The sequence below is a fragment of the Hyphomicrobium sp. LHD-15 genome, from assembly GCF_031157355.1.
Taxonomy (GTDB): domain Bacteria; phylum Pseudomonadota; class Alphaproteobacteria; order Rhizobiales; family Hyphomicrobiaceae; genus Hyphomicrobium_C.
Genome location: NZ_JAVIFT010000001.1, coordinates 1,257,001 through 1,280,541 on the forward strand (window position 1 = coordinate 1,257,001; position 23,541 = coordinate 1,280,541).

A 23,541-nucleotide genomic window follows, 5' to 3' on the forward strand; every position below is an offset into this window, starting at 1 on the left:
CTGACGGTACGTCTTCCGTCAGCAGCGGGAACTGCAGGACATGCGGCAGCGCTGACGCTCGGAAAGACACTGCGAGACATTGAGGTCGGCGCAGGAGATCATCTGGCATCGCGATCCACAGTTGGAGCGGCAGTTGGGGCCGTAAATATTCGGACGCATAACGCCCGGCCCCGGTCCAAAGCGCGCATTCGGAACCGTCGGCTCGACTTTTCGGGGAAGCACGCGCGGGGTGGGCGGCAGGCGCGGAGGGGGTATCGTACGCGGTGTCGGAACCGCATTGATGATCGGCTTCCTATCCGTGCCGGCCGCGCTCGCGGCCTCCGGCATCGCCAGAAGAAGCGCGAGGGCCACGAGGCAGAACGCGGCAGCAGCGGTCGCGCTTGCCAGGCTCAGTACGGTTAAAAACCCGGATCTTTGCGTCATGGTGCGAAACCCTGGTAAGGACTTGCGGATCGCCTGGCTCCTCGACCCACTTGCAAAAGCTCGCCCATGACGTCCTCCGGTTCCACCTTCAAGGCGCCCGCGCCAGACCTGATCGCCCGTTTCGCGGCGATCGTCGGCGCCGACAATGCGATCGTGGAGGCTCACGAGCAAGCTCCGTATCTCGTCGAATGGCGCGACTTGTATATGGGGCGTACGCCGCTGATCTTGAAGCCGGCAACGACCGAAGAAGTCTCACGCATTCTTGCGTTGGCTAACGCGGAAGGCATCGCGGTCGTTGCACAGGGGGGCAATACCGGTCTCGTCGGCGGACAGATCCCGGACGAGAGCGGTACGGAAATTCTGCTTTCGCTCAAACGGCTGAACCGGGTCCGCGCGATTGACCCGGCCGGAACCACGATCACGGTGGAAGCGGGCGTTACGCTGCACGCGGTCCAAGAGGCGACGCGTACAGCCGGTCGGCTGTTCCCGCTCAGTCTCGCATCCGAAGGCAGCGCCACCATCGGCGGCAATCTGGCGACGAACGCAGGCGGCGTGGCCGTGCTCTCCTACGGCACGGCGCGGGCGTTGACGCTCGGCCTCGAAGTGGTGCTGGCGGACGGCACAGTGTGGGATGGGCTTCGCGCACTCAAAAAAGACAACACCGGCTACGATCTGCGCGACCTGTTCGTTGGATCGGAAGGCACGCTCGGCATCATCACGGCGGCGACGTTGAAGCTTTTTCCCGAACCCGGCGAGCGCGCGACGGCGTTCGTTGCGCTGCCGAACCTCGAAGCGCTACTGCCCTTCTTTCAGAGCGCCGAAGCGCAGGCTGGTGCCGCGCTGACTGCGTTCGAGTTCATGAGCGGACCGTTGCTCGAATTCGTGCTGCGGCACATTCCCGGAACGCGGCGCCCGCTCGAAGCGCAGGCACCTTGGTACGTGCTTGTGGAGATCTCGGGCGCGAGCGCGGGCCGCGCCACTCAGATCCTCGATGGCTTCCTCGCCGATGCGCTGGCGTCCGGCCTCGTCAGCGATGCGGTCGTGGCGTCCTCGCTGCAGCAGGCGGCCGATCTGTGGCGGCTACGCGAAAGCGCATCCGAGGCCCAGAAGGGCGAGGGCGGCTCGATCAAGCACGATATCTCGGTGCCGGTTGCGCGCATCCCCGAGTTTCTGGTGGCGGCGGCGAACGTGGTGGAACGTGTGTGCGCGGGTGCCCACCCGGTGCCGTTCGGGCATTTCGGCGATGGCAACGTGCACTACAACATCTCGCAGCCCGAAGGCTTCGACAAAGCCGCGTTCCTGGCCAAATGGGACGAGATGGCGCGCGCGGTGCACGATGTCGTGGTTTCGCTCGGTGGATCGATCTCGGCCGAACACGGAATCGGGCGGCTCAAGGTCGACGAACTCGCACGCGTGAAGAGCCCGGTCGAGATCGAGCTGATGCGGCGCATCAAGAGCGCGCTCGACCCCAAGGGCATTTTGAATCCTGGGCGGGTGGTGAGGTAGCGGACGGCTCCTCACCACGTTCGTTCGGAACTCCTAGCGTTCGCGGAAGGCGCGGGCGAACTGGTCGGTCAGAGGCTTCGAGAAATAAGTGAGCGCGGTACGGTCGCCGGTGGCGATATGAACCTCGGCCGGCATGCCGGGGATCAGCTTGAGATCGCCGAGCTTCTCTTGTGCATCCGCAGTCAGTGTGAGGCGCACGCTATAATACGGCACGCCCTCGGACGGAGCTCCGTTTGCCGCGCGAGCATGATCCATCATCAGGTCCGCAGAGACACGGCTGACGGTCGCCGTCATGTCCGGCGTCGTGCGCTGATTGAAGGCGGAGAAGCGCACATGTGCGATTTGTCCGACCCTCACCTGGTCGATGTCCTGCGGCGCAACCTTCGCATCGATCACGAGGCGATCGGCATTCGGCACGATGAGCATCACCGGCTCGGAGGGCGAGATCACGCCGCCCACGGTGTGGACCGCAAGCTGATGGACGGTGCCGCTTTGCGGCGCGCGCAGCTCTATGCGCTTCAACTGATCCTCGGCGGCGACGCGTCGCTCCGAAAGCTCGGCCTGGCGGCCCTGCTGATCGCGCAGCTCCTTGCCGACTTCGGTCTTGAGGTCCTGGTCGAGTTGCAGGATCTGCAGCTCGATTTCGGCGATCTTGCCTTTGGCCTGTGCTGTCGTCGCCATCACTTGCGCGATGTCTCCATCAAGCTGGGCCACGCTGCGGCGTGCGGCCGTAATGCGTGGCGTGCTGACGAGGTTCTTGCCTTCTAGCTGCTCCAACCCTTCAAGCTCGGCGTTGGCGAAGTCATGCTCTTGGCGGCGCGAATTCTGCTGGGCGGTGAGACCTTCGATCTCTTCGCGAAGCTGGGCGATGCGCTCGCGCAGCTGCGATCTCAGGCCTTCGCGGGCTTCGCGGCGGCTTTTGAACAGCGCGGTTTCGCTCGCCATGATCTCGGCAAGCACCGTCTCGCTTTGGCGCGCGAGAATGTCCTTCGGATAGGTGATCTCGGCGCGGTCGTCCTGCTCCGCCTTGAGGCGGGCCTGGCGCACGGAAATCTCGTCCAGAAGTTTCACTACCATCTGCAGGTTGGCGCGCGTAACGGTTTCGTCGAGGCGGATCAACAGATCGCCCGCTTCCACGTGCTGGCCTTCGGTGACGTTGATCGCGCCGATGACGCCACCCGTCGGATGCTGGACCTTCTTGACGCTGCTGTCGACGACGACACTGCCGCTCGCGAGAATGGCGCCCGCGAGATCAGCCGTGGCAGCCCAGACGCCGAGTCCGCCGAGCAGGGTGGCGATGACCGCAATCCCGAAAACGATATAGGTGCGCACCTCGTGGAACGGGGACGGCGTCTCGGCCGATTTCGCCGACTTCGGTGCATCAAGGTTCTTTTGCATCGTTTTTCTCCTCAGCCGGCTGCTGCTGCAGGTTCGGCTGCGATCTTGAGACCCGGCGGAAGGGCGCGGGCGAGAGCGGCTGCGATATTGATTCCAACAGGTGCGGGCGCTGCGGCGGGCGGGGAAGACGGCACGGCCTGCAGCACGGATTTCAAAACCTCGTCGCGCGGGCCGAAGGCCTGGACCTGTCCCTTGGCAAGCGCCAGCACCTTGTCCAGGCCGGCAAGCGCCGACGGACGATGGGCGACGACGATGACGATGCCACCCCGATCCCGCACGGAGCGAATGGCCGACGTCAGCGCGAGATCGCCCTGGGAATCCAGGTTCGAGTTCGGCTCGTCGAGCACGACCAAGAACGGCTCACCGTAGAGCGCGCGCGCCAATCCGACACGCTGGCGCTGACCTGCCGAAAGCTTGGTGCCCCCGTCGCCGATGCGGGTCTGATAGCCGTCCGGCAGACCGACGATCATTTCGTGAATGCCGGCGTACTTCGCGGCCGCGATGATGGCGTCGCTCGGCGCGTTCGGATCGAGGCGCGCAATGTTCTCGGCAATGGTTCCGTCGAAGAGTTCGATGTCCTGTGGCAGGTAGCCGATATCGCGGCCGAGCGCTTCGGGCGTCCATTGGTCAAGCGTTGCGCCATCGAGGCGCACGCTGCCGCCGCGCGGCAGTGGTTGCCAGGCGCCGACGAGGGCGCGGATCAGCGTCGACTTTCCGGCCGCACTGGGGCCGATGATGCCGAGGCCGTCGCCCGCCTCCAGCTTGAACGAAACGCTGGCGATCGTCGGCTGCGTCTCACCCGGAGGCGAGACCGAGAGATCCTTCACCTCGAGCACGCGATTGGGACGCGGCAGTGCGATCTCGATCTCCTTGGTAGGCAGGCTATTCAGCATCGCATCGAGGCGCTGGACGCCCTGGCGCATGCCGACGAAGCCCTTCCAGTTGGCGATGGCGACCTCGATGGGTGCGAGCGCACGCGAGAGGATGATCGAGCCGGCAATAAGCGATCCCGCCGACAGCTCGCCCTTGATAGCGAGATACGCGCCAAGGCCGAGAATTCCGGATTGCAGCAACATACGCAGCACCTTCGACATGGCGCCGATGCCGCTCGCGGCGTCGCTCATTGCGAGCTGATCGCCGAGATAGCGCTCGTTGAGCTTTTCCCAACGTCCGACGACGCGGTTGCCGAGGCCCATCGCCTGGATGACCTCCGCGTTGCGGCGGGCGGCTTCACTGAAGGCATAGCGCTCGGAGCTGCTCTTGGTCGCCTGCTTCGAGGGCTTGCGGGTCTTGAGCTCGGTCAAAAGCGTCAGGGACACGAGCAAAATCGCCGATGCAATGGCGAAGAGGCCGAGCACGGGATGAAGAAAATAGATCAGGCCGATGTAGACCGGCATCCACGGCATGTCGAAGAATGCCGTCGGCCCGAGGCCGGACAGGAACGACCGAATTTGATCGAGATCGCGGACCGGCTGGAGCGCGTCGATGCCCTGCCTGGCCCGAATTGGCACAGTCAGGACCGCTTCCATGACACGGGCGCGAAGCTGGCGGTCGATACCGAGACCGATGCGGCTCAGCGTGCGGATGCGCGCGAAATCGAGTGCACCGAAGGCAGCGTAAAGCACCACGAGGAGGATCGTGATGCCGATCAGCGTTGGCACGCTTCGGGACGGCAACACCCGATCGTAGACCTGCAGCATGTAAATGGAGCCGGTCAAAACGAGAATGTTAATGACGCCGGAGAAGAGGCCTACACCCAGAAAGGCATAACGCGACTTTCCGATTGCCGATTTTACGCTGGTATTCGACACGAGACGTTCCTCGAGACCACTGCGGACGTATCGCGCTAGCCCCATTTTGGTGCGCGATACGGGTGCATTTGCAGGTCTCACGCCACGACATGCCATGGCGCGGAACGCAGGGCTGAGGCACAGGCTTAATATTAAGGATGTGTTAAAAAGCTTCGGCCGCCCGTCGTCGACAGGCTGGCGCGGGCGTCGGGTCGCGCCCAGCCTCGAACGACGCCAAAGGCGTTAGAGCATGATTGCTTTTCTTTGAATCGCAATCACGCTCAAGGTGTTTGAGGAGACCGATGATTCACGCTTCGGACTGGTAGGGTCCGAAGCGATCGTCATAGTCTAGCGGCAGGGCAGTGCTTCCACCTGGCAGCTATAGCCAGAGCCAGACTGGCTGCAGCTCATTTTCTTTCGAACAGCTTTGCTGTAACGAGCCCAGTCGCTGCCGTACTCGAAATCCGTGAAGCTCGCCCACGAGCCGATCGCGTCTTTTTCGGCAGCCGCCTTGGTGCTGCCGCTGCCACTGCCGTAGTGGTAATGATCGGTGAAGCACATCTTGTTACCGACGCGGGCCTGATTGTGCATGGATGCGAAGCCAGTCTGATCGGCTGTAGCGGGTGCGAGTCCTGCTGCGAATATCATCGCTGCCAAAGTCAGACGGAAAGACGCGCCAGTCGACATCGAAAGCCTCCTTGTGAGCAATCCCTGCATTTTGACAGATTCAATCTGTGTGCTCGATGGCAGAAAACTGAAAAACCCACAGCCGAAGCAAACACAACACAGTGCAACACGACGCGCTACGTCAGTAGTATCGGCTTCGGGGAATCCCCGAAGCCGAGCGTGTGACGCCGAAAAATGGGTTTGAACAGCTTATTGCAGGCAGGTCATTCAACCCCGAGAGCCATCCCCATGCGCACGAGATCGGCAATCGATCGGGCGGACATCTTGGTCATCACCCATGTGCGATGAATTTCGACCGTGCGCGGGCTGATCCCCAACTGCTGGCCGATTTCCTTGTTCGAAAGGCCGCGGATCAAGAGCTGCATCGTGTCACGCTGGCGCTCCGACAACGATTGATGGCGGCTCTTCAGATCCTCGAGCTCAAGGCGTACCTTGAGCGAGCTCTCGGAGGCGACGAGCGCCTGCTCGACGCTCGATATGAGCCGCTCATTGCTGAACGGCTTTTCCACGAAATCGAACGCGCCGAGCTTGATGGCTTGCACAGCCAGCTCGACATCGCCGTGGCCCGTCATCAGCAGCAGCGGGCGCGGATCACCAGCGTTCTGCAGCGTACGCAAAAGATCGAGACCCGAGATGCCGGGCATCCGGACGTCTGAAACAATGCAGCCCTCCGCAAACGGGGCCTCCAGGAACGCACTCGCCCCCTCGAAGCAATTCACGGTCATCCCGTGCGACTCGAGCAGCATGGCGACGGCGTCCCGGACCGAGGCCTCGTCGTCAATGATGGTTACGGTTTTGCTCATCGGCCTCCCTTTCGATCGGCAATCTCATGACGACACGCGCACCGCGCGACGAAGATGAGATGGCGAGGCTTCCCCCGTGCGCCTCGGCAATGGATCGAGCAACGGCGAGGCCGAGACCCGAGCCTTCTGGCTTGGTTGTCGTAAAAGGTGCAGGCTCGTTGACATCGTAACCTGTCGGAAAGCCAGGTCCGTTGTCGCGCACCTCGATCAAAACATCATGATCGGACAACGTGACGGCCGTTAAAATCACACCGCCGCGTCCGAGTCCCAGAATGGCCTCGGCGCCGTTGACGATCAAGTTGTGTATCGCTTGCTGCAACTGAACGCCATCCGCCTTGATGATCGGAAAATCCGGCTCGACGTAGATCGCGAAACGGATCCCCTTCTTCGCAAGATCCTCGCCGAGCAGTTGCTCGAGCTCCTCGAGCTTGGCCCTAAGATCCACACTGCGTTTGGTGATCGTGCCTTGGCGCAGAAGCTCACGAATTCCCTTCAACACCTCGTTGGCACGTTCGGTTTCCGACTTCACCTTCTCGACTGCACGCGAGGCGAGGTCGATATTTCCTTCCTCCATCGCCTTCTTGGCGATCCCAGCATAGGTGTTGAGCGCGGTCAGCGGCTGATTGATCTCGTGGGCGATGGTCGCTGCGACCTCTCCGGCGGAGCGGATGCGCAGCGCCCTACTGATGGCAGCTTGCTGATCGCGCAGACGTGCGGCCGAATCCTCTCGTTCCGCGACGATGGTTCCCACGATGAGCCCGGTGATGGCAAGCGCGATCATCAGGACTTGCAGCGCGCCCAGCCCCGGATCCGGGCCGAAGCGAATTTCCGCGCCGATGATCAACCCGATCTGAATAAGAAGCAGCGCCACCGCAGATCCAGGCGGGCCATAGCTCAATGCAATCCAAAGCAGCGGAAGAAACAGCAGATAGAATAATTGGAATGCCGTTGCTTCCTGATATCCGAACACGATCGCGATCGCAGCAATAAGCGCGAAGAGCTGCAAAAAGGCCAACGGCCCGATTACAGGCCAGGGGCGATAGCTGGTGGACAGAAACACCAGCGGCGCAATCACGAGGATGCCGATCACATCGCCCACTGCGGCGCGCCAGGCCACGGCGACGACTTCATTCTGGAAAATCGTTCCGGATCCGCGCAGGATGACGACGTAGACCGCTGCCGCCGCCAATGCGGAGGACGCCGCGACCGCGATCAAAGTCAGTGCGTCGCGGACGAAGCGAAAACGCGGATCGAAACTCCCGATGCGTTGCAGCGCCAGCCCGCCGGCGAGATAGGTGCTTCCCACGCCGAACGACAATATCAACTCGAGCCAGAGACCGAGCGCGGCGCCTCTCACCACGAGGTCTGCGAGCGCGGGCGCGAGCAGTACGAACGGCGCGTAGAACCAACCGCCGAGGAAAATAATGGCGATGCTGAGCCCCGGGGGCGGGTTCCAGGGCGTGATGCCAAGACCGCGATAGGGCTTCACATAGCTCACATAATCGAGCGCAACGTAGGCGAGCAGAAAGGCACACCCGATCAGCAACCGGCGATATTGGCGGGCGTCGGTCATGGTGATGTTGGCCAATTCCTGCTTTGCGAGGGCCCCGAGCGCGGGAAAAGCGCACCTTCACCCGGTTCGGCGATAGGGAGCGATACGTAATATCACTTAGGGCGCGCTTCTACGTACTGATGCCAATTGTCCGAACGGAACAAACGCCGCAGTTTCACGTTGTCCGAACGATAATTTTCCTTAACCCTGACTGCGACGGAGGATCCGATGACTGACGCCACCACGAAGGCCGTCTCTGAATATCGGCTACCAATCGCTTACTCGCAGGGATTTGCACAGATCCGCGTGTTCGCGCTTGCGGATCCCGACGATGTGGGCCCTCTCGCAGTGCCCGCTTTGCGTAACAAGGCCGACCCGGATCTGATCTTCGCGGAAAGTGCTGCTAACGCGAACGAGGGCACAGAGCTGTATCGCGCCGATTGATCATGGAGACCAAGGTGAGTATTCCGACCGGACTCAAGTTGTTCGATCTCTTTCTCGTCACTTCGGCCATCGTCATCGTGGCCCTATGGTTCACCACTTAAACGATCACGAATTTAAGAGATGAGAGGCCCACAAAGGGCCTCTTTCAGTTTTGGGGAGGGATGGCGATTTCCGGTGCCGTTCCCTGTGCACCAGACAACGACAAGCACGGTGTGCGGGCCGATTTAGCAGGCCCGGGGCTCGCTAGAGCATGATTGCTCTTCTTTGAATCGCAATCACGCTCTCGCCTTTTGATGAGACCGATGATTTACGCTTCGGACTGATAAGGTCCGAAGCGATCATGGTCAGTGCATCGCGCCGTTTTCGATATCGGCTTGAAGGACGCCGGCGACAATTGCTCTCGTCGCGTATTCGGCCATGCAACGATATCCGAGATCGTTCAAATGAAACCGGTCGTTAGACAGGTACGATGAGCCCGGGTGCTGACGCGCGAGATCGGCCATCGCATCGTAGCGATTGACCAGCAGCACGCGCATTTCGCTCGCCACCGTCGCAATCTCGTTGACGATGCTGGTGTAGCGCTCGTCTTTCGACAGCCGCTCGACGTACTGGGGGTCGATCAGCACGACATCGATCTTGTGAGACGCGAGCCAGGAGAGCGTATCGCGCAACTGATCGCCGAAATCATCCGCGTCGATGCGCGCCACGGCGTCGTTGGTGCCGACCTGCCAGACAATGAGATCCGGCTTGATCTCGGCGACCTCCGCCTTCAGGCGTTCGGCCGCGCCCTCCGCCACCTCTCCTGACTGACCGCGCGGGAACATCTCGACCTGCAGACCTTCGATAACGCCTTCGAGATCATTTTCGAGGCGCACGGGATAGCTTGCGAGCGGCGACGATGCGCCGATACCGACAGTCGAGGACGAACCCAGCGCGATGACCCGGACGGGGCGCTTTTCGAGAACGGCACGGCGCACGGAGCGAAGCGCGGCGCGACCCTCGTAGGCGGGGCTCTTCACTTTGCACTCGGTGGAATAGGTGGTGTTTCCTGCGCGCACGAAAGGACGGCGCGCGGGCGCTTTTGGCGCGGCCAACGGCGCTGGCGTTGCGAGTGGAACCGCACCCGCAGACGGCGCGTTCAAATCGTCGGTTGCGCCGGCTTGCGGGCCGACGGCAAGCAGCCCGGCAACTACGGCGCTGAAGATTGAGATTCGGCTAGCCACGCTGTGATCCTCAACAAAACCAGCCCCAACGCTACAATGAGTGTATCAAGAAGGAATGTCGGCTCGCCGACGTACCGCGCCATCTGGCCTGCCAGTGCGAGCAGCGAGGCCACACAAAACACCGCGAGCGAGTTGCGGCCAAGGCTGCTGCAGTAGCGAACGACGGGTCCCGCATACCGTAGAAGTACAGGAAATGCCGGATAAAATGCAATCGCGATCGCAATCATGCTCAATATGCGGGCAGGCGACAGATACTTCTTGTCAAAGAGAAAGAAGTATCGCGGCTCGGGCACGAGCATGGGATCGGGACGATAGTCGACCCAAACGATGACGAGGCCTACCAGCACAAGCGCCACCGCAAGCGGCCACAGGCGCTCCACCGTTTCCCGCCACGCCGGATATTTACCTTTCGAGGCTGTCGTTACGAACCCGAGAACGATCAGCAGCTGCCAAGATAACGGATTAAAGAACCACGCGCCCTCGGACGGCCAGCTCGGCAGCTCGATCTCGAACGCGAGCGTTACGACGTAAAGCGCGGTGGAGGCCGCCAGCGCCGCGATCAACGACCACCTCGCCATTAGAATAAAAACGATCGCGAGCAGAAGCAGCACCACATACAACGGCAAAATGTTGAAGTAGCCGATCTGATAGGTGAGCAGGACCATGCCCACCGAGGACCGGACCGTGTCGAAAAATGCGGGACCCGCGTTGTGCCACTCGAGAAGCAGCGGATCGTCGAGGGCGATGGCGCCGGCGGCGAGGATCGCGACGGCGACCGAGATTGTCACGATCTGCGCCTGCCAGATTTCAAAGGCACGCATAACGAGCCGCATGACAAGCTGGCCGACCGGCCGCGATGCCGCCTTTCCGTTCGCGACCAAAGCGAGCGAGCAGCCGGCGAGGAACACGAACAGCTCAGCCGCATCCGAGATGGCGTAGTTGCGCAGGGTCAGGATCGAATAATCCATACCCGGGATGTGATTGATGAAGATCATCACCAGCGCGATGCCACGCCAAAAATCGATCGCATTGGGGGGTCGCATCGCGCGTTCTCGTATACGTCGGTATTTTTTAACGTCGGGCGGGCATGAGCCTTAAAGCGCACCTGGAAGCCCGATACAAGCGGCACGAACAGCGGTTTTTGCCAGTTCGGACCGCGTCAAATTCGGCCGCCGACATGGCGCGCTTTTTTGCACTGCAACCTTGAGGTCGCCGCAATCGTCCCCATCTACGGCTCGTTCAGGAAAATAATCATTGGGGACTGGAAATGATCGACGCTTCGAAGCTTCTCGACCTGGTGTTGAACGGTACCGGCGGGCCGCAAGGCTCTACGGGGTCCGTACCCGCCACGCGCCCTCAGTACGACGCCGGCGCCGAGAGCCCATCGCAGCCCAACGACCTCATCGAGCGTGCCAAGGGCTTTCTTGGCAGCCAGGGTGGTGGAATCGTCGGAGGCGCCGCCGCCGGCGCGCTGACGACACTTCTTCTCGGCACAAAAACCGGCCGTGACATCGCGGGTGATGCTCTGAAGCTCGGCACCGCGGCCGCCCTTGGTGGCCTCGCTTACAAGGCCTACACGAACTATCGCGACGGCAAGCCACTGGTCGGCACGCGTGCCGCCGAATACATCAAAGCAGCCCGGGGCGGTGCAACGCTGCCCGGCGCGCCGCCCGCGAACGAACACGCACTGCTGTTGCTACGGGCCATGATCGCCGCTGCGCTGTCGGACGGGCTGATCGATGCGGCCGAGCGCCAGAAGATCGTCGGCCGTCTCGTCGATGTCGGGATAAACGCCGAGGAGCAGGCCTTCCTCGACCGGGAGATCGCTGCTCCCTGGTCGCCCCAGCAGTTCGCGGCAGCCGCGGCGACCCCGGAGATCAGAAGCGAAATCTATCTGGCTTCGTCGATCGCGATCGAAGCCGATACGCCGGCCGAACAGGCCTACCTGCGCTATCTCGCGGCCACACTCGGCCTCGAGGATGGGCTCGTCGCGCATCTTGACGCCGCCGTGCAATCGGCCAAGAGCGCGACCTCGGTCCCGCAGGTTCGTGCGGCCGGGATCTAACCCGGTGCGATCATTGCGGCGGCTCGGATATTTCCGGGCCGCCGCCGCAAGGCCGCTTGCCTTTCAGAGTCCTGCGCCACCTGCACGCGGCTCGTCATCGGCGCGGACCTCGACGACGCCAATCTCCCCTTCCAACACGTAGATCATCAGATCAGGCCGCTCGCGCGCCAAGCGCGTGGCCAGGGGACGTGCCTCTGCGGCATGCGCCGCGAATTGTGCTTCGCTCCACAGGCTTTGCGACGGATCTTCGCGATTGAGCGACGATGAATAGGCCTCGGCCCAGGCGTTGAGATCATTCGTCAATTCCGGAGATAGGCCGAGCGTCTCGGGCGCGAGATCGCCGTAGACGTCCTCATCGAGGGCCCACAGCGGATGGCAATCATAGTCGGCCATGACCTTGATGCGCTTGCATTCGGACCGATCTCGTCCCTCGCCCTCCGGCGTCGCGCCTACAAACAACGGAGAGGATTTTGCCGCGGGTGATCCTGCGAGCGTCCAGAGCACATAGATGACATGCGCGACGACGGCGGCGGCCGGAACTGCGGCCAACCAGCCGAGTTCGGACACGCTTACGAGCTTGCCCGCCGCGCCGGCCCAAACCACGAAAGCCGTAGCCGCGAGATAGATAACAAACGCGTTGGTGGTTTGCCGGCGACCACGCGGATCGGGGGGCTCCGCGCGGTCAAAATAGAACGGTCCAAGGACGGCTAGGTACAGCGCTTGACCGGCGGTCGAGGCCACGAAGAGCCAAACCGCGATATCGAGCAGGAAGAGAAGCGCCGCGCCGCCCGCAAGCACGAGCGTGGCCGCCGACAGCAGCCAATGGGTCTGCCGGGTTTCGACAACGCTTGGCTTCGTGGCCCCGATCGCAGCGATCGCGCGATCGACAAAATGGGAGGTGAGGCCTGCACGCGTCGCCACGTAGCCCGCGAACGCGTAAAATGCGCCAACGATGCAGAGCAAAACTTCGACCACAGCCATTTCCCCTTCGTCACGATGGGCCGTCCGCCCCGCGGGCGTTCCTCCGTTGGCTTCATAGCTGAAAATCGGCGAAAACCGTGACACTGTTTTTTAGGGTCGCCCGCTGGCATCTGTTCCCGCCACAGCGACCGAGGAGCCCGCCATGAACGAACAGTTCCGCCGCTTTTCAGAAGCCGCCGCGCAGGCCGTGGGATCGTCCTGGGCCTTTCTGGCGGCCTGCCTCACAGTCGCGATCTGGTGCGCGACCGGACCCTATTTCGCCTATTCCGACACCTGGCAACTGGTCATCAACACCGGCACGACGATCGTGACTTTCCTGATGGTGTTCCTCATTCAGAACACCCAAAATCGGGACGCACGGATCGTATCGCTCAAACTCGACGAATTGCTGCGGGGCGTCGAGGGGGCACGCACTGAACTCGTCGAGCTGGACCATATGTCGGACGACGAACTCGCCGCCGTTCAACGCGAGTTCGAACGTTTGCGGGAGCGGGTTTCGCCGTTGCTCGACGACGATCTTTTTCATGTCGAGCGGGCCCTTCTAAAGCGCAAACGCGCCGCCAAAAGTTGACCCGCCAAAATCAAGCGCCCGGCACGATGTACGGGCGCGGCTTTAGCAAAACGAAGCGGCTGATGCGCGCTATGCCGGCGATTGAATATAGAAAAACGCATAGACGATCGCGGCAGCGACAATGGCCATCAGAAGCGACCGAGTAAGCACCCGATAGTTCACTCGCTGCGGCGTGGCCTGGCGCGCCTCGGTGGGATCCAGAACCTTCCGATCAGGCATTTTTCGTCCTCCTCGTCGTTTGCTGAAGAACGCGGCGCCGACGGGAATGTTCCGTTTCGGAGCAGGTCGAGTTGCGCGTCGCAAGCCGCCGCGACGCATCTCCGGCGCCGCCTCACACGCGTACCGCTGCCGCCGAATTCGGCCTTGCACCGACCGTCATTAGGGAAATCTTCATCATGATTTCCGATGCTGCCTCGGCAAATGCGTGTGCAGGCGGACCCCGATCATGACCTTGTGGAAATCCCTGGTTTCTTCACTCTCCGGCGAAGAGACCTTGCGGTCAAAAACAACTTCCGACCGCTCGCTCAAGCCCGAGGACTTCCGGCGGCCCCAGCGCTTGAAGGAGGGCTTTATCTGGTCTGAAGGCATGATCATGCCGCGCCCCTGCACCATTCGCGACATGTCTCCAATCACGGCCCAGATCGTTCTCTGGCACGACGATATCAAGCCACATCTGCTGACGCGTCCGCTCAAACTCTACTCCAGCGCCGACAAGAAAGAAGCGGACTGTGTTGTGGCAAGCCGCGATGCGAACGTGCTCTCGCTCAGGTTCATGAGCGCGTTTCGCGCGCCGACGCGCAAGTATCCCTGAGGCATACGCCTCTCGTCCGGGACGAACCTGGAACGGAAGCGCGCCGCCCTTGGCGAACAGGCCCAGCCGCTTTCGGATAGCGTGACCTCATTTACTGCCGCGTCGGGTGATGCTCTATAGCGGGTTTATCCGCTCGTCTTTTCCGCAGACGTGACATGACGCAGCCGAACGCTTTCAAACGTCTCGAGCCCCTGCTGCTGCTGTTCGCTGCCGGGCTCTCGATCGGACTCATCTTCCCGCTCGGCAAGCTCTCTGCGGATCTCGGGTTGCCGCCACTCGTCTTTGCGGGTGCAACGGCCGCGGGCGCGAGTGTCGTTCTGGCGTTCATCTGCCGGATTGCGGGCGAGCGCGTCATCATCAACGCCGAAACGCTTCGTTATGCGGCCATTGCGGGGCAGCTCACGTTCGCGATCCCGTTCGTGACGCTTCTGATCGTGATCCCGAACCTCGGCTCTGGAATTCCCGCGATCCTGCAGTCGCTCGCACCCCTTCTCACGCTTGGGATCGTCAGCGCGTTCGGTGTCGAAAGACCTGGCGCACTTCGCATCGCGGGGCTTTTGATTGGGCTCATCGGGACGTCGATCATCCTTCTGGAACGAAACAGCGGTAGCCTCGGGGCGGAAGCACACATCGGGTGGTCTCTGCTCGCGCTCGTCACGCCGGCTTCGCTGGCAGCCGGAAATGTGTACCGCACCACCCATTGGCCGGATGGGCACGGACCGCTGCCGTTGGCAATGCTCACTCTGGCGAGTGCCGCGGGCGTCATCACAGCGCTGGCGGCGGCGCTGTATTTCGCCGGTCTCGTATCAATTTCACTCGGAGATGCGGCCGACGGCGTTGGCCTGGTTGCGGCGCAGAGCCTCGCCATCGGCATCGGCTATGCCTTCTTCTTCCGCCTGCAGCAGGTAGGGGGGCCGGTGTACCTGAGCCAGATCAGCTACTTGAACACGGCCGTCGGCGTCGCGTTCGCCGTGCTGCTTTTTGGTGAACGCTTGTCCCTCACCGTCTGGCTCGCCGTCGCGCTCATTCTCGCCGGCGTGGCGATGGTCAATCGCGGCACGTCCGCCACGAAGTAAGAGCCCACTATCGGGTTTTCCCATCGTCAAGACTGTTCATCAGTAGGCAATCGATCTCTTGACGCCATAACGCGGACTGATATAGTCCGCGTTATGGCCCACCTGACGACCAGCGTTGAATACGGCATCCATTGCCTGCTTTGGCTCACGAGCTCGGGCGACAAGGCGCTGTCGAGCCGCGATCTCGCGGAGCTGCAAGGCATCTCACCGAGCTTCCTCGCCAAGATCTTTCCCAAGCTGGAAAAGGCCGGGATCGTTTCGGCTACCGAAGGCGTTCGTGGCGGATACCGCCTCGCGCGGCCGCCGGAGAAAATCTCGTTTCTCGACATCGTCGATGCCATCGAAGGCGATAAGCCGCTGTTCGATTGCCAGGATATCCGGGGCCGGTGCGCACTCTTCGATGGATCGGCACCAACATGGGCCACGCGGGGCGTCTGCGCCATCCATGCCGTGATGCTCAAGGTCGAAAAGACGATGCGGGATGAGCTTGCGGCTCATTCCCTGGCGGACGTTTCCGCGACACTCGGCAAGAAGGCGCCCGAAAGCTTCTACAGCGAGGTCAATGATTGGATCGCGAACCGCGTTGGAGCGCGAAGCACCGGCGGACAAGCCGCCTCGCGGGCGGCCTGTCGCGCGCGGGAGTAGACGATTTGTGAGGCGTACCATGGGACAAGGCGAGTCGATCGATCGACGTCCGGCCGGTGAGGAGATGGCACGCGTCCTCAAGACCGCGCCCCTGCAGATCGCCGCCGGACCCGACCCGTCGTTTGGATCTATCGCACGCTGGAACCACGGCGCTCTACATGACGTTGTCGAGCCGATGGCAGACCACGTCATCATGACCTACATCGGCACCCTGCAACGCCTCGAGCGAAGAACGGGGCGGGTGTTTGCATCCGGAACGGCGAGACCCGGTGTTGTCACGATCATTCCTGCTGGCTCCACTGCCCGATGGGACATCGCGGGATCCGTCGACGTCGTTCAGCTTTATTTGCCGCAAAGCACGTTGCAACGCGTGGCGGCAGAAGCCGGCAGAAGCGCACCAGAAGATCTGCTCGAGCGCACGGGGCATGTCGATGCCACCACGGCGCGGCTGCTTACCACCGCAACAGACGCTCTCGATGGCGACGACAGCCTAAACTCCCTTTTTCGCCAACAGCTCACTAGCCTCCTGGCCACTCGTCTATTGGCTGCTCACACGGGCATGCCGCTTTCGTACCAGCCGACCTCGGGCGGACTGTCACCCATCGCTCTCAGTCGCTCCATCGAACGCCTCCGATCCGACGCCGAAGAAGATGTTTCGCTTTCGGCGCTTGCCTCGGAAGCCGGTCTTTCGCGTTTCCATTTTTGCCGAGCTTTCAAGGAAAGTACCGGGCTTTCGCCGCATGCATGGTTACGGCACCATCGTCTCGAGCGGGCGATGGAGATGCTGCGCGATCCGTCCGTATCTGTTGTTTCGGTTGCAGCCGCACTTGGCTATGGCTCGCAGACCGCGTTTGCTGCGGCATTCAAAAAGATGACCGGCGAAACGCCGAGCGATTGGCGACGTCGTCTTCGTTAGCAGCAATCTCTCGACACTCACAGCAATCGCTCTGGGGCAGGTATCGAGCCGCTCGACTAAATCATCTCTGTACCGATGCACATGGGCAAAGGAGACAGACGATGACCGGGCACAGTGTAACGCACAACGACACATGCCGACGTCATCAACGCGGATCTGCTGGCGTTCATCAAAGGCTGATGTCGCTACCTCACTGCAGGCTCGAATTGCCGTTGCTCAGGAGCGCAATGGCAGCAGGCCTGCCGCAAGCACAGTCGCTCACATTCACCTGGAGATAACACAATGAAAATCGTCATCATTGGCGGCTCGGGCCTTATCGGCCGCAAAACTTCCACGATCCTGAAATCCGAAGGTCACGACATCGTAAGCGCATCGCCGTCAACAGGCGTCGATAGCGTTTCTGGCAGCGGCGTCGCGGAGGCGCTGACCGGTGCCAATGTCGTCATTGACGTCACCAACTCGCCTTCCTTCGAAGATCGGGCTGTTCTCGACTTCTTCCGCCGCTCGACGGGAAATCTTCTGACCGCAGCGAAGGCCGCCGGCGTCGCGCATTATATCGCGCTGTCTGTCGTCGGCGCCGATCGCATCCGTGACAGCGGCTACCTACGCGCCAAGCGCGTGCAGGAGGAACTCATCGAGGCCGGTGGCGTCCCGTTCACGATCCTGCGTGCAACGCAGTTCTTCGAGTTCCTCGACGGGATCGCAGGATCTGGCACGGAAGGTGACGTCGTTTATATGTCACCCTCGAAATTCCAACCTGTTGCGGCAGATGACGTCGCCGCTACCCTTGCGGACATTGCCACCTCTGCACCGAAGAATGGCGCCGTTGAACTTGCCGGACCCGAAGCTTCCAGCCTCGCGAAGTTCATCCAGTCATACCTCTCGTCCAAGGGCGACACGCGAAAGGTGATCCCGGATCCCGACGCCACTTACTTCGGTGCCGTGCTCGACAAGGACGGGCTCGCCCCGGTCGCGCAGTTCATTCCTGGCCGCACGCGCTTTGAAGATTGGGCACGTTCGTCTTGAGACCATCGCAACCTCGGAGAAGGAGAAGAGCCATGAAGAAGATCGCGCTGATGCTTGCGGCCGCTGCCGCTCTGTTCGCGACACGTGTCGCCGCTCACGAGACACTCGCTCCGGGAGCGAAGGTATCGGTGGTTTTTGATCAGGCGTTGCCGAACGTCCCCGGCAAGAGCATGCGCGCCGTGCTCGTCGAGTACGAGCCCGGTTCCGGATCGCCGTCACATCGGCACCCTTCCTCGGCATTCATCTATGCGCGCGTGCTCGAGGGTGCGATCCGCAGCAAAGTGAATGACGAGCCCGAGCGCACTTATCAGGCGGGCGAGAGCTGGTCGGAGAAGCCGGGCGACCATCACCAGGTGAGCCACAATGCCAGCGACACGGAACCGGCCAAGCTTCTGGCCATCTTCGTGGTCGACACGAGCGATCAGAAGATCGTCATTCCGGACAAGTGAGAAAGCCCGGAGGCAGTGGCGGCTCCCGCCGCTGCCTCTCTGCTTCGTTATCAAGCGTTCGCAGGTCTGACAGACTGCGCCTCAACCAAATTCGTCCTGACGTCCATCCTTTTCGCCGAGCAATAGCTCTCGCTGTACGCGGCTTTACGCAAAAGTAAGGGACGGAACCCGCCAACCCATGGCGTTATCCTGACATATGGCTGTTCGGCCCCGCTGGAAGCCGCGAGGGGCATGCGGCCAATGTGTTGAGGCGACATGCAGGAACGAAGCCCAGAGTCCGGAATTTTGTCGGTCGAGACATGTGGGAAGCAACCCGCCTCACTCGACAAAGGACACCAACCTATGGCGCGAGAAAGCACGGAGCCGGCAAGGCCGCGGCGGCGCGCATGGAGGCTTTCCACAACGCTGATGGTGCTCGTCGCCATCGCTGCCGGATACTGGGCCTGGCACCATACCGATGGACTAAAGACAGCGGTTGCATTGCTTTCGCCTTGGAGCCAGCGCGATAAGGCACGTCCTCGCAGCGCAGACCTCCAGCCCGCAATTCCGATCCACGCCGCGACCGTGACACGCGGCCAGTTTCCGGTTCTCCTGAACGGGCTTGGCACCGTGCAGGCCTGGAACTCCGTAACCGTACGCAGCCGAGTCGATGGGCAGGTCGAGAAGATCGCGTTCGACGAAGGGCAGCCGGTCCAGGAAGGCGACGTCCTGGTCGAACTCGATGCGCGCCCGTTTCAGGCAGCACTCAATCAAGCCTCAGCTAAGATTCTTCAAGATCAGGCCAATCTCGCAAGTGCCAACGCCGACCTCGAGCGAACGAAGACGCTCGTCGGCCCCGGCTATGCGACTAAGCAGCTGCTCGATCAACAGACGGCGACCGTCAACCAGCTCAAGGCCTTGATCACGGCCGACGAAGCCGCGCAAGAGAATGCCAAGGTCAACCTCAGCTATACGACCATTCGCGCCCCGATCAGCGGCCGTCTGGGTTTACGCACCATAGACATCGGCAACATCGTGCATGCCACGGACCAGAACGGCATCGTGACGATTGCCGAGATCCAGCCGATCTCGGTCGTGTTCACAGCGCCGGAGGACGAGCTGCCTGCCATCACGCGCGGCCTCAAGGATGGTCCGCTCGATGTCGTCGCCTTCTCCAGCAACGGCAAGACCGAACTCGGCCGCGGCAAGCTCGCCATCATCAACAACGACATCGACGTCGCGAGCGGCACCATACGCCTCAAGGGACGTTTCGAGAATGCGGACAATCTGCTGTGGCCTGGGCTTTCGGTCACGACGCAACTGCTGGTGGCGACCCTACGCAATCAAATCGTGGCGCCAGACATCGCCGTTCAGCGCGGCCCCACGGGGCTTTTCGCCTACGTCGTGCGCTCCGATCAGACGATCGAGAAACGCGACCTCGAGGTCGGCCAGATCGGCGGTGGTCTCGCCGTCATCGCAGGTGGTGTGGCGCCGGGTGAAGAGGTCGTAACGGCAGGGCACGCGCGCCTCCAGCCCGGGGTGCGTGTTGCTGCCACGCGCGACGACAAGGAGAGCGCGGCCGATAACTGAATGAGGGGGCGGAGGGGCGGTCCAGAAATCGAGCGAACAGATCGAGCCAACCATGCACACGATGAACCAGACCGGCATGCCCGGAGGTGGCCTCTCCGAGCCGTTCATTCGCCGACCGATCGCGACGACGCTGATCATGATGGGCCTGTTGTTCGTCGGCCTCGTCGCGTATCCGAACCTGCCTGTCGCCCCGCTGCCGCAAGTTGACTTCCCCACCATCCAGGTCTCGGCCTCGCTGCCGGGGGCGAGCCCGGAGACAATGGCGTCCTCTGTCGCCCAGCCGCTCGAACGCCAGTTCGCACGTATCCCCGGCGTCACTCAGACCACTTCGTCGTCGGGCCTCGGCTCGACCACGGTCGTCGTTCAGTTCGATCTCGACCGGGATATCGATGCCGCCTCCAACGACATCCAGGCTGCGATCAACGCCGCCGCCGGTCAGCTTCCTAGCGACCTTCCCTCTCCGCCAACGTACCGCAAAGTGAACCCTGCGGACGCGCCGATCATGCTGCTGTCCGCTACCTCGGACGTGCTGCCGCTGACGGAGGTGGATGACAACGCCGATACCAAGCTCGCCCAGCAGATCAGCCAGATCAGCGGCGTCGGCCTCGTCACCATCGGCGGCGAGCAGAAGCCCGCCGTCCGGGTTCAGATCGACCCCGCAAAACTGGTTGCCAAAGGCCTTTCGCTCGAGGACATCCGCGCGCGTCTCGCGCTTACCACCGTCAACCAGGCCAAGGGCAACATCGACGGCACGCTCAGAAGCCTAACCATCTACGCCAACGACCAGCTGACCGAGGCCGACGCCTGGAACGATGTCATCGTCGCCTACCGCGCTGGCGCGCCGATCCGCGTGAAGGACATCGGTCGCGCGGTCGACGGTCCCGAGGACATGAAGAAAGCAGCCTGGGCCGGCGGCAAGCGCGGCGTGTTCCTCGTCATCTCGAAGCAACCGGGCGCAAACGTCATCGAAACCGTGGACCGCATCAAGGCGGAGCTGCCGCGCCTGCGCGCCTCCATGCCGCCGTCGATCAAGATCGACGTGCTGAGCGACCGCACCCAGACCATTCGCGCCTCCGTCGAGGACGTGGAGTTCACTTTGCTGATCTCGATTGCGCTCGTCGTCGGCGTCATTTTCGTTTTCCTGCGCAGCCTGTGGGCGACCATCATTCCAAGCGTCACCGTTCCGCTTTCGCTGCTCGGAGCGCTGGCGTTGATGTGGCTTGCGGGCTACAGCCTCGACAACCTGTCGCTCATGGCGCTGACCATCGCCGTCGGCTTCGTCGTCGATGACGCAATCGTCATGCTCGAAAATATCGTCCGACATGTCGAGGACGGCATGAATCCGTTCGAAGCGTCGATCAAAGGCGCCCGGGAAATCGGCTTCACCATCGTGTCGATCAGCTTGTCTCTGGTGGCTGCATTCATTCCGTTGCTGCTGATGGGCGGTATCATAGGCCGCCTGTTCCGGGAGTTCGCGGTGACCGTCACCATGACCATCGCGGTCTCGGCCTTCGTCGCGCTGACGCTCACACCGATGATGTGCTCTCGCTTTCTGCGCGTCGAGCGCGAGGTCAGGCACGGCCGTCTCTACGCCTGGAGCGAGCGGGGCTTTGAAGCCATGTTGCGCGGCTATGAGCGGATGCTGGATGTCTGCCTGCGCCATCGCTTCCTGACGCTGATGGTGTTCTTCGCGACCATTGCCGTTACGGCCATGCTGTTCATCACCATTCCCAAGGGTTTCTTCCCGCAGCAGGATACCGGCTTGCTACAAGGTACATCCGAAGCCGGTCAGGACGTGTCCTTCGCCGAGATGATGCGCCTTCAGCAGCAGCTCGGCGTGATCATCGGCAAAGACCCGGACGTCGAGACTTACGCAATGGCCATCGGCGCCGGCGGCGCGTCTGCCTCCCTCAACACCGGACGCTTCTTCATCACGCTGAAGCCGCGTAGCGAACGCAATGCCTCGGCCTACGAGATCATCGCGCGCCTGCGCAAGGCAAACCAGAGCGTCGAAGGCGTGAAGCTTTACCTACAGGCGGCGCAGGACATCACAGTGGGCGGGCGCGCGGGGCGCGCGCAGTTCCAGTACACGCTGCAGGATCCGGACATCGCCGAGCTCAACGAATGGGCGCCGAAAGTTCTCGAGAAACTGAAGACGCTGCCCGAGTTGCGCGATGTCGCCACCGATCAACAGGGCGCCGGCATGACGCTGACGCTGGATATCAACCGGGATCAAGCCTCGCGCTACGGCCTCGACCTCGGCGCCATCGACAATACGATCTACGACGCCTTCGGTCAGCGCCAGGTCGCGCAGTTCTTCACCCAGCAGAACAGCTATCATGTCGTTATGGAGATCTTGCCGGAGTTGCAGGGAACACCGGAAAGCCTCGAGAAAATCTACGTCAAGTCGCCCACAACCGGCGAACAGGTACCGCTGGCCGCGTTCGCCAGCTGGACCACGCGCAAGACACAGCCCCTGTCGATTTCGCACCAGGGCCAGTTCCCGGCCGTGACCATGACTTTCAACCTCGCCGAGGCAGGATCTCTCGGCACGGCGACCGAGGCCATCAAAGCCGCGGAACAAGAGCTTGGCTTACCCCCTGCACTGCGCACGAGCTTCCAGGGCAACGCGCAGGCCTTCCAGGATTCGCTCTCGACCGTACCGATGCTGATCGTTGCTGCGCTCGTCGTTATCTATTTGATCCTCGGCGTTCTCTACGAAAGCTTCATTCATCCGCTGACGATCCTGTCCACGCTGCCGTCTGCGGGCGCCGGCGCCATCGCCACGCTTATGCTGTTTGGCTTCGATTTCTCACTCGTCGCGATGATCGGCATCATCCTGTTGATCGGCATCGTCAAGAAGAACGGCATCATGCTGGTTGACTTTGCCATCACCGCCGAACGGGACGAGCGTCTTTCGCCCGAGGAAGCCGTTCGCAAAGCGGCCATCCTGCGCTTCCGTCCGATCATGATGACAACGGCGGCGGCTCTGCTCGGGGGCATCCCGCTGATGCTCGGCGCGGGTACGGGCTCGGAGATCCGTCAGCCGCTCGGCTATGCCATGGTTGGCGGGTTGATCGTCAGCCAGGCTCTGACGCTCTTTACGACGCCGGTCGTCTATATCTATCTCGATAAGCTTGCGACGTTCCTGGAGCGCATGTTCAGGAGCGAACGGGGGGAAGCGGATCACGAAGCCGCGAAAGCGGACTAAAGAGGCAAGACGCTACGTTTCAGGAATATAGATATTACGCGAAGCGCGTAGCCACACAGCCCAACGATGCGGCTACGCGTTCCTTACTCGTGGCACTCACTTCGTCTTGCCGCTGGTACGCCACAGGTCGGAAGGGAGCGTGCTGGCTGTCTCGGTAGAAACGACATGCTCTTTTCCACCAGGCGGATTTTCGGCAAGCGTGTTGTCTGTGTAGCGTGTGCCCATCGCGAGACCCTTTCTCAAAGAGAAGATCCGCTTCTACTGCAATGCCCGGGCGGCTTGATGACAATACCGGGCCGTTGTGCGGCCTGCAATGTGTCGCAGGCGAGATGACAGATCCTCCGTTATCGCAGCGCTTGCTGATAGCGGCCATATAAGCGGAACGCGAGAGCCCA

22 protein-coding genes are annotated in these 23,541 nt (G+C 61.9%); 12 read left to right on the plus strand and 10 right to left on the minus strand.

Annotated elements, in window-relative coordinates; genetic code table 11:
• Positions 1–18: 18 nt before the first annotated feature.
• Positions 19–423: a hypothetical protein gene (locus tag RCO24_RS05625; RefSeq protein ID WP_308960512.1), complete on the minus strand. Its 405-nt coding sequence runs from the start codon at positions 421–423 to the stop codon at positions 19–21.
• 66 nt (positions 424–489) lie between these two features.
• On the opposite strand from RCO24_RS05625, the gene RCO24_RS05630 reads away from it, so the two are divergent.
• On the plus strand, positions 490–1,929 hold the full coding sequence (locus tag RCO24_RS05630) for an FAD-binding oxidoreductase (RefSeq protein ID WP_308960514.1): 1,440 nt from the start codon (positions 490–492) through the stop codon (positions 1,927–1,929).
• A gap of 33 nt (positions 1,930–1,962) precedes the next feature.
• On the opposite strand, the gene RCO24_RS05635 is transcribed toward RCO24_RS05630, so the two are convergent.
• From RCO24_RS05635 to RCO24_RS05655, 5 genes are all read right to left on the minus strand, one after another.
• On the minus strand, positions 1,963–3,327 hold the full coding sequence (locus tag RCO24_RS05635) for an HlyD family type I secretion periplasmic adaptor subunit (RefSeq protein WP_308960516.1): 1,365 nt from the start codon (positions 3,325–3,327) through the stop codon (positions 1,963–1,965).
• 11 nt (positions 3,328–3,338) lie between these two features.
• The gene (locus RCO24_RS05640; protein WP_374990912.1) at positions 3,339–5,183 is read right to left on the minus strand and encodes a type I secretion system permease/ATPase; all 1,845 of its coding nucleotides are present in this window, start codon (positions 5,181–5,183) and stop codon (positions 3,339–3,341) included.
• A 282-nt stretch (positions 5,184–5,465) separates the two neighbouring features.
• Complete coding sequence (locus tag RCO24_RS05645) at positions 5,466–5,804, minus strand: hypothetical protein (protein ID WP_308960519.1); 339 nt, start codon at positions 5,802–5,804, stop codon at positions 5,466–5,468.
• Positions 5,805–6,007: 203 nt separating this feature from the next.
• Positions 6,008–6,607 carry a response regulator gene (locus tag RCO24_RS05650; RefSeq protein ID WP_308960520.1) on the minus strand — a complete coding sequence of 200 codons (600 nt, stop codon included), beginning with the start codon at positions 6,605–6,607 and terminating at the stop codon, positions 6,008–6,010.
• Complete coding sequence (locus tag RCO24_RS05655) at positions 6,582–8,180, minus strand: ATP-binding protein (RefSeq protein ID WP_308960522.1); 1,599 nt, start codon at positions 8,178–8,180, stop codon at positions 6,582–6,584. The genes RCO24_RS05650 and RCO24_RS05655 overlap by 26 nt, the downstream gene beginning before the upstream one ends.
• 207 nt (positions 8,181–8,387) lie before the next feature.
• On the opposite strand from RCO24_RS05655, the gene RCO24_RS05660 reads away from it, so the two are divergent.
• Complete coding sequence (locus tag RCO24_RS05660; protein WP_308960523.1) at positions 8,388–8,603, plus strand: hypothetical protein; 216 nt, start codon at positions 8,388–8,390, stop codon at positions 8,601–8,603.
• A 344-nt stretch (positions 8,604–8,947) separates the two neighbouring features.
• Here the strand turns inward: RCO24_RS05660 and RCO24_RS05665 are convergent, their stop codons facing one another.
• Positions 8,948–9,826: an SGNH/GDSL hydrolase family protein gene (locus RCO24_RS05665; RefSeq protein WP_308960525.1), complete on the minus strand. Its 879-nt coding sequence runs from the start codon at positions 9,824–9,826 to the stop codon at positions 8,948–8,950.
• The gene (locus RCO24_RS05670; protein WP_308960527.1) at positions 9,793–10,869 is read right to left on the minus strand and encodes an OpgC domain-containing protein; all 1,077 of its coding nucleotides are present in this window, start codon (positions 10,867–10,869) and stop codon (positions 9,793–9,795) included. The genes RCO24_RS05665 and RCO24_RS05670 overlap by 34 nt, the downstream gene beginning before the upstream one ends.
• A 224-nt stretch (positions 10,870–11,093) precedes the next feature.
• Between RCO24_RS05670 and RCO24_RS05675 the strand changes: the two genes are divergently transcribed.
• Complete coding sequence (locus RCO24_RS05675; RefSeq protein ID WP_308960528.1) at positions 11,094–11,891, plus strand: tellurite resistance TerB family protein; 798 nt, start codon at positions 11,094–11,096, stop codon at positions 11,889–11,891.
• A gap of 63 nt (positions 11,892–11,954) precedes the next feature.
• On the opposite strand, the gene RCO24_RS05680 is transcribed toward RCO24_RS05675, so the two are convergent.
• Positions 11,955–12,872 carry a hypothetical protein gene (locus tag RCO24_RS05680; RefSeq protein WP_308960529.1) on the minus strand — a complete coding sequence of 306 codons (918 nt, stop codon included), beginning with the start codon at positions 12,870–12,872 and terminating at the stop codon, positions 11,955–11,957.
• Positions 12,873–13,014: 142 nt separating this feature from the next.
• Between RCO24_RS05680 and RCO24_RS05685 the strand changes: the two genes are divergently transcribed.
• On the plus strand, positions 13,015–13,443 hold the full coding sequence (locus RCO24_RS05685; protein ID WP_308960530.1) for a low affinity iron permease family protein: 429 nt from the start codon (positions 13,015–13,017) through the stop codon (positions 13,441–13,443).
• A 69-nt stretch (positions 13,444–13,512) separates the two neighbouring features.
• On the opposite strand, the gene RCO24_RS05690 is transcribed toward RCO24_RS05685, so the two are convergent.
• The gene (locus tag RCO24_RS05690; protein ID WP_308960531.1) at positions 13,513–13,662 is read right to left on the minus strand and encodes a hypothetical protein; all 150 of its coding nucleotides are present in this window, start codon (positions 13,660–13,662) and stop codon (positions 13,513–13,515) included.
• 226 nt (positions 13,663–13,888) lie between these two features.
• On the opposite strand from RCO24_RS05690, the gene RCO24_RS05695 reads away from it, so the two are divergent.
• From RCO24_RS05695 to RCO24_RS05730, 8 genes are all read left to right on the plus strand, one after another.
• The gene (locus tag RCO24_RS05695) at positions 13,889–14,254 is read left to right on the plus strand and encodes a hypothetical protein (protein ID WP_308960533.1); all 366 of its coding nucleotides are present in this window, start codon (positions 13,889–13,891) and stop codon (positions 14,252–14,254) included.
• A gap of 155 nt (positions 14,255–14,409) precedes the next feature.
• Positions 14,410–15,330, plus strand: coding sequence for a DMT family transporter (locus RCO24_RS05700; protein WP_308960535.1), 921 nt, complete (start codon positions 14,410–14,412; stop codon positions 15,328–15,330).
• Positions 15,331–15,423: 93 nt separating this feature from the next.
• Positions 15,424–15,975: an Rrf2 family transcriptional regulator gene (locus RCO24_RS05705; protein ID WP_308960537.1), complete on the plus strand. Its 552-nt coding sequence runs from the start codon at positions 15,424–15,426 to the stop codon at positions 15,973–15,975.
• Positions 15,976–15,994: 19 nt separating this feature from the next.
• Entirely contained in the window at positions 15,995–16,891 is an 897-nt protein-coding gene (locus tag RCO24_RS05710; protein ID WP_308960539.1) for an AraC family transcriptional regulator, read from the plus strand.
• A gap of 282 nt (positions 16,892–17,173) precedes the next feature.
• Positions 17,174–17,917 carry an SDR family oxidoreductase gene (locus RCO24_RS05715; protein WP_308960541.1) on the plus strand — a complete coding sequence of 248 codons (744 nt, stop codon included), beginning with the start codon at positions 17,174–17,176 and terminating at the stop codon, positions 17,915–17,917.
• A 32-nt stretch (positions 17,918–17,949) separates the two neighbouring features.
• On the plus strand, positions 17,950–18,366 hold the full coding sequence (locus RCO24_RS05720) for a cupin domain-containing protein (RefSeq protein WP_308960543.1): 417 nt from the start codon (positions 17,950–17,952) through the stop codon (positions 18,364–18,366).
• Between the two features lie 342 nt (positions 18,367–18,708).
• The gene (locus RCO24_RS05725) at positions 18,709–19,935 is read left to right on the plus strand and encodes an efflux RND transporter periplasmic adaptor subunit (RefSeq protein WP_308960545.1); all 1,227 of its coding nucleotides are present in this window, start codon (positions 18,709–18,711) and stop codon (positions 19,933–19,935) included.
• Between the two features lie 76 nt (positions 19,936–20,011).
• Positions 20,012–23,146: a multidrug efflux RND transporter permease subunit gene (locus tag RCO24_RS05730; RefSeq protein ID WP_308960904.1), complete on the plus strand. Its 3,135-nt coding sequence runs from the start codon at positions 20,012–20,014 to the stop codon at positions 23,144–23,146.
• The last annotated feature ends 395 nt before the right edge of the window (positions 23,147–23,541 follow it).

Excerpts from the sequence above, each read along its gene's own strand:
- RCO24_RS05625 (WP_308960512.1), bottom strand. The coding sequence starts at position 423 with ATGACGCAAAGATCCGGGTTTTTAACCGTACTGAGCCTGGCAAGCGCG.
- RCO24_RS05630 (WP_308960514.1), top strand. The coding sequence starts at position 490 with ATGACGTCCTCCGGTTCCACCTTCAAGGCGCCCGCGCCAGACCTGATC.
- RCO24_RS05635 (WP_308960516.1), bottom strand. The coding sequence starts at position 3,327 with ATGCAAAAGAACCTTGATGCACCGAAGTCGGCGAAATCGGCCGAGACG.
- RCO24_RS05640 (WP_374990912.1), bottom strand. The coding sequence starts at position 5,183 with ATGGGGCTAGCGCGATACGTCCGCAGTGGTCTCGAGGAACGTCTCGTG.
- RCO24_RS05645 (WP_308960519.1), bottom strand. The coding sequence starts at position 5,804 with ATGTCGACTGGCGCGTCTTTCCGTCTGACTTTGGCAGCGATGATATTC.
- RCO24_RS05650 (WP_308960520.1), bottom strand. The coding sequence starts at position 6,607 with ATGAGCAAAACCGTAACCATCATTGACGACGAGGCCTCGGTCCGGGAC.
- RCO24_RS05655 (WP_308960522.1), bottom strand. The coding sequence starts at position 8,180 with ATGACCGACGCCCGCCAATATCGCCGGTTGCTGATCGGGTGTGCCTTT.
- RCO24_RS05660 (WP_308960523.1), top strand. The coding sequence starts at position 8,388 with ATGACTGACGCCACCACGAAGGCCGTCTCTGAATATCGGCTACCAATC.
- RCO24_RS05670 (WP_308960527.1), bottom strand. The coding sequence starts at position 10,869 with ATGCGACCCCCCAATGCGATCGATTTTTGGCGTGGCATCGCGCTGGTG.
- RCO24_RS05675 (WP_308960528.1), top strand. The coding sequence starts at position 11,094 with ATGATCGACGCTTCGAAGCTTCTCGACCTGGTGTTGAACGGTACCGGC.
- RCO24_RS05680 (WP_308960529.1), bottom strand. The coding sequence starts at position 12,872 with ATGGCTGTGGTCGAAGTTTTGCTCTGCATCGTTGGCGCATTTTACGCG.
- RCO24_RS05685 (WP_308960530.1), top strand. The coding sequence starts at position 13,015 with ATGAACGAACAGTTCCGCCGCTTTTCAGAAGCCGCCGCGCAGGCCGTG.
- RCO24_RS05690 (WP_308960531.1), bottom strand. The coding sequence starts at position 13,662 with ATGCCTGATCGGAAGGTTCTGGATCCCACCGAGGCGCGCCAGGCCACG.
- RCO24_RS05695 (WP_308960533.1), top strand. The coding sequence starts at position 13,889 with ATGACCTTGTGGAAATCCCTGGTTTCTTCACTCTCCGGCGAAGAGACC.
- RCO24_RS05700 (WP_308960535.1), top strand. The coding sequence starts at position 14,410 with ATGACGCAGCCGAACGCTTTCAAACGTCTCGAGCCCCTGCTGCTGCTG.
- RCO24_RS05705 (WP_308960537.1), top strand. The coding sequence starts at position 15,424 with ATGGCCCACCTGACGACCAGCGTTGAATACGGCATCCATTGCCTGCTT.
- RCO24_RS05710 (WP_308960539.1), top strand. The coding sequence starts at position 15,995 with ATGGGACAAGGCGAGTCGATCGATCGACGTCCGGCCGGTGAGGAGATG.
- RCO24_RS05715 (WP_308960541.1), top strand. The coding sequence starts at position 17,174 with ATGAAAATCGTCATCATTGGCGGCTCGGGCCTTATCGGCCGCAAAACT.
- RCO24_RS05720 (WP_308960543.1), top strand. The coding sequence starts at position 17,950 with ATGAAGAAGATCGCGCTGATGCTTGCGGCCGCTGCCGCTCTGTTCGCG.
- RCO24_RS05725 (WP_308960545.1), top strand. The coding sequence starts at position 18,709 with ATGGCGCGAGAAAGCACGGAGCCGGCAAGGCCGCGGCGGCGCGCATGG.
- RCO24_RS05730 (WP_308960904.1), top strand. The coding sequence starts at position 20,012 with ATGCCCGGAGGTGGCCTCTCCGAGCCGTTCATTCGCCGACCGATCGCG.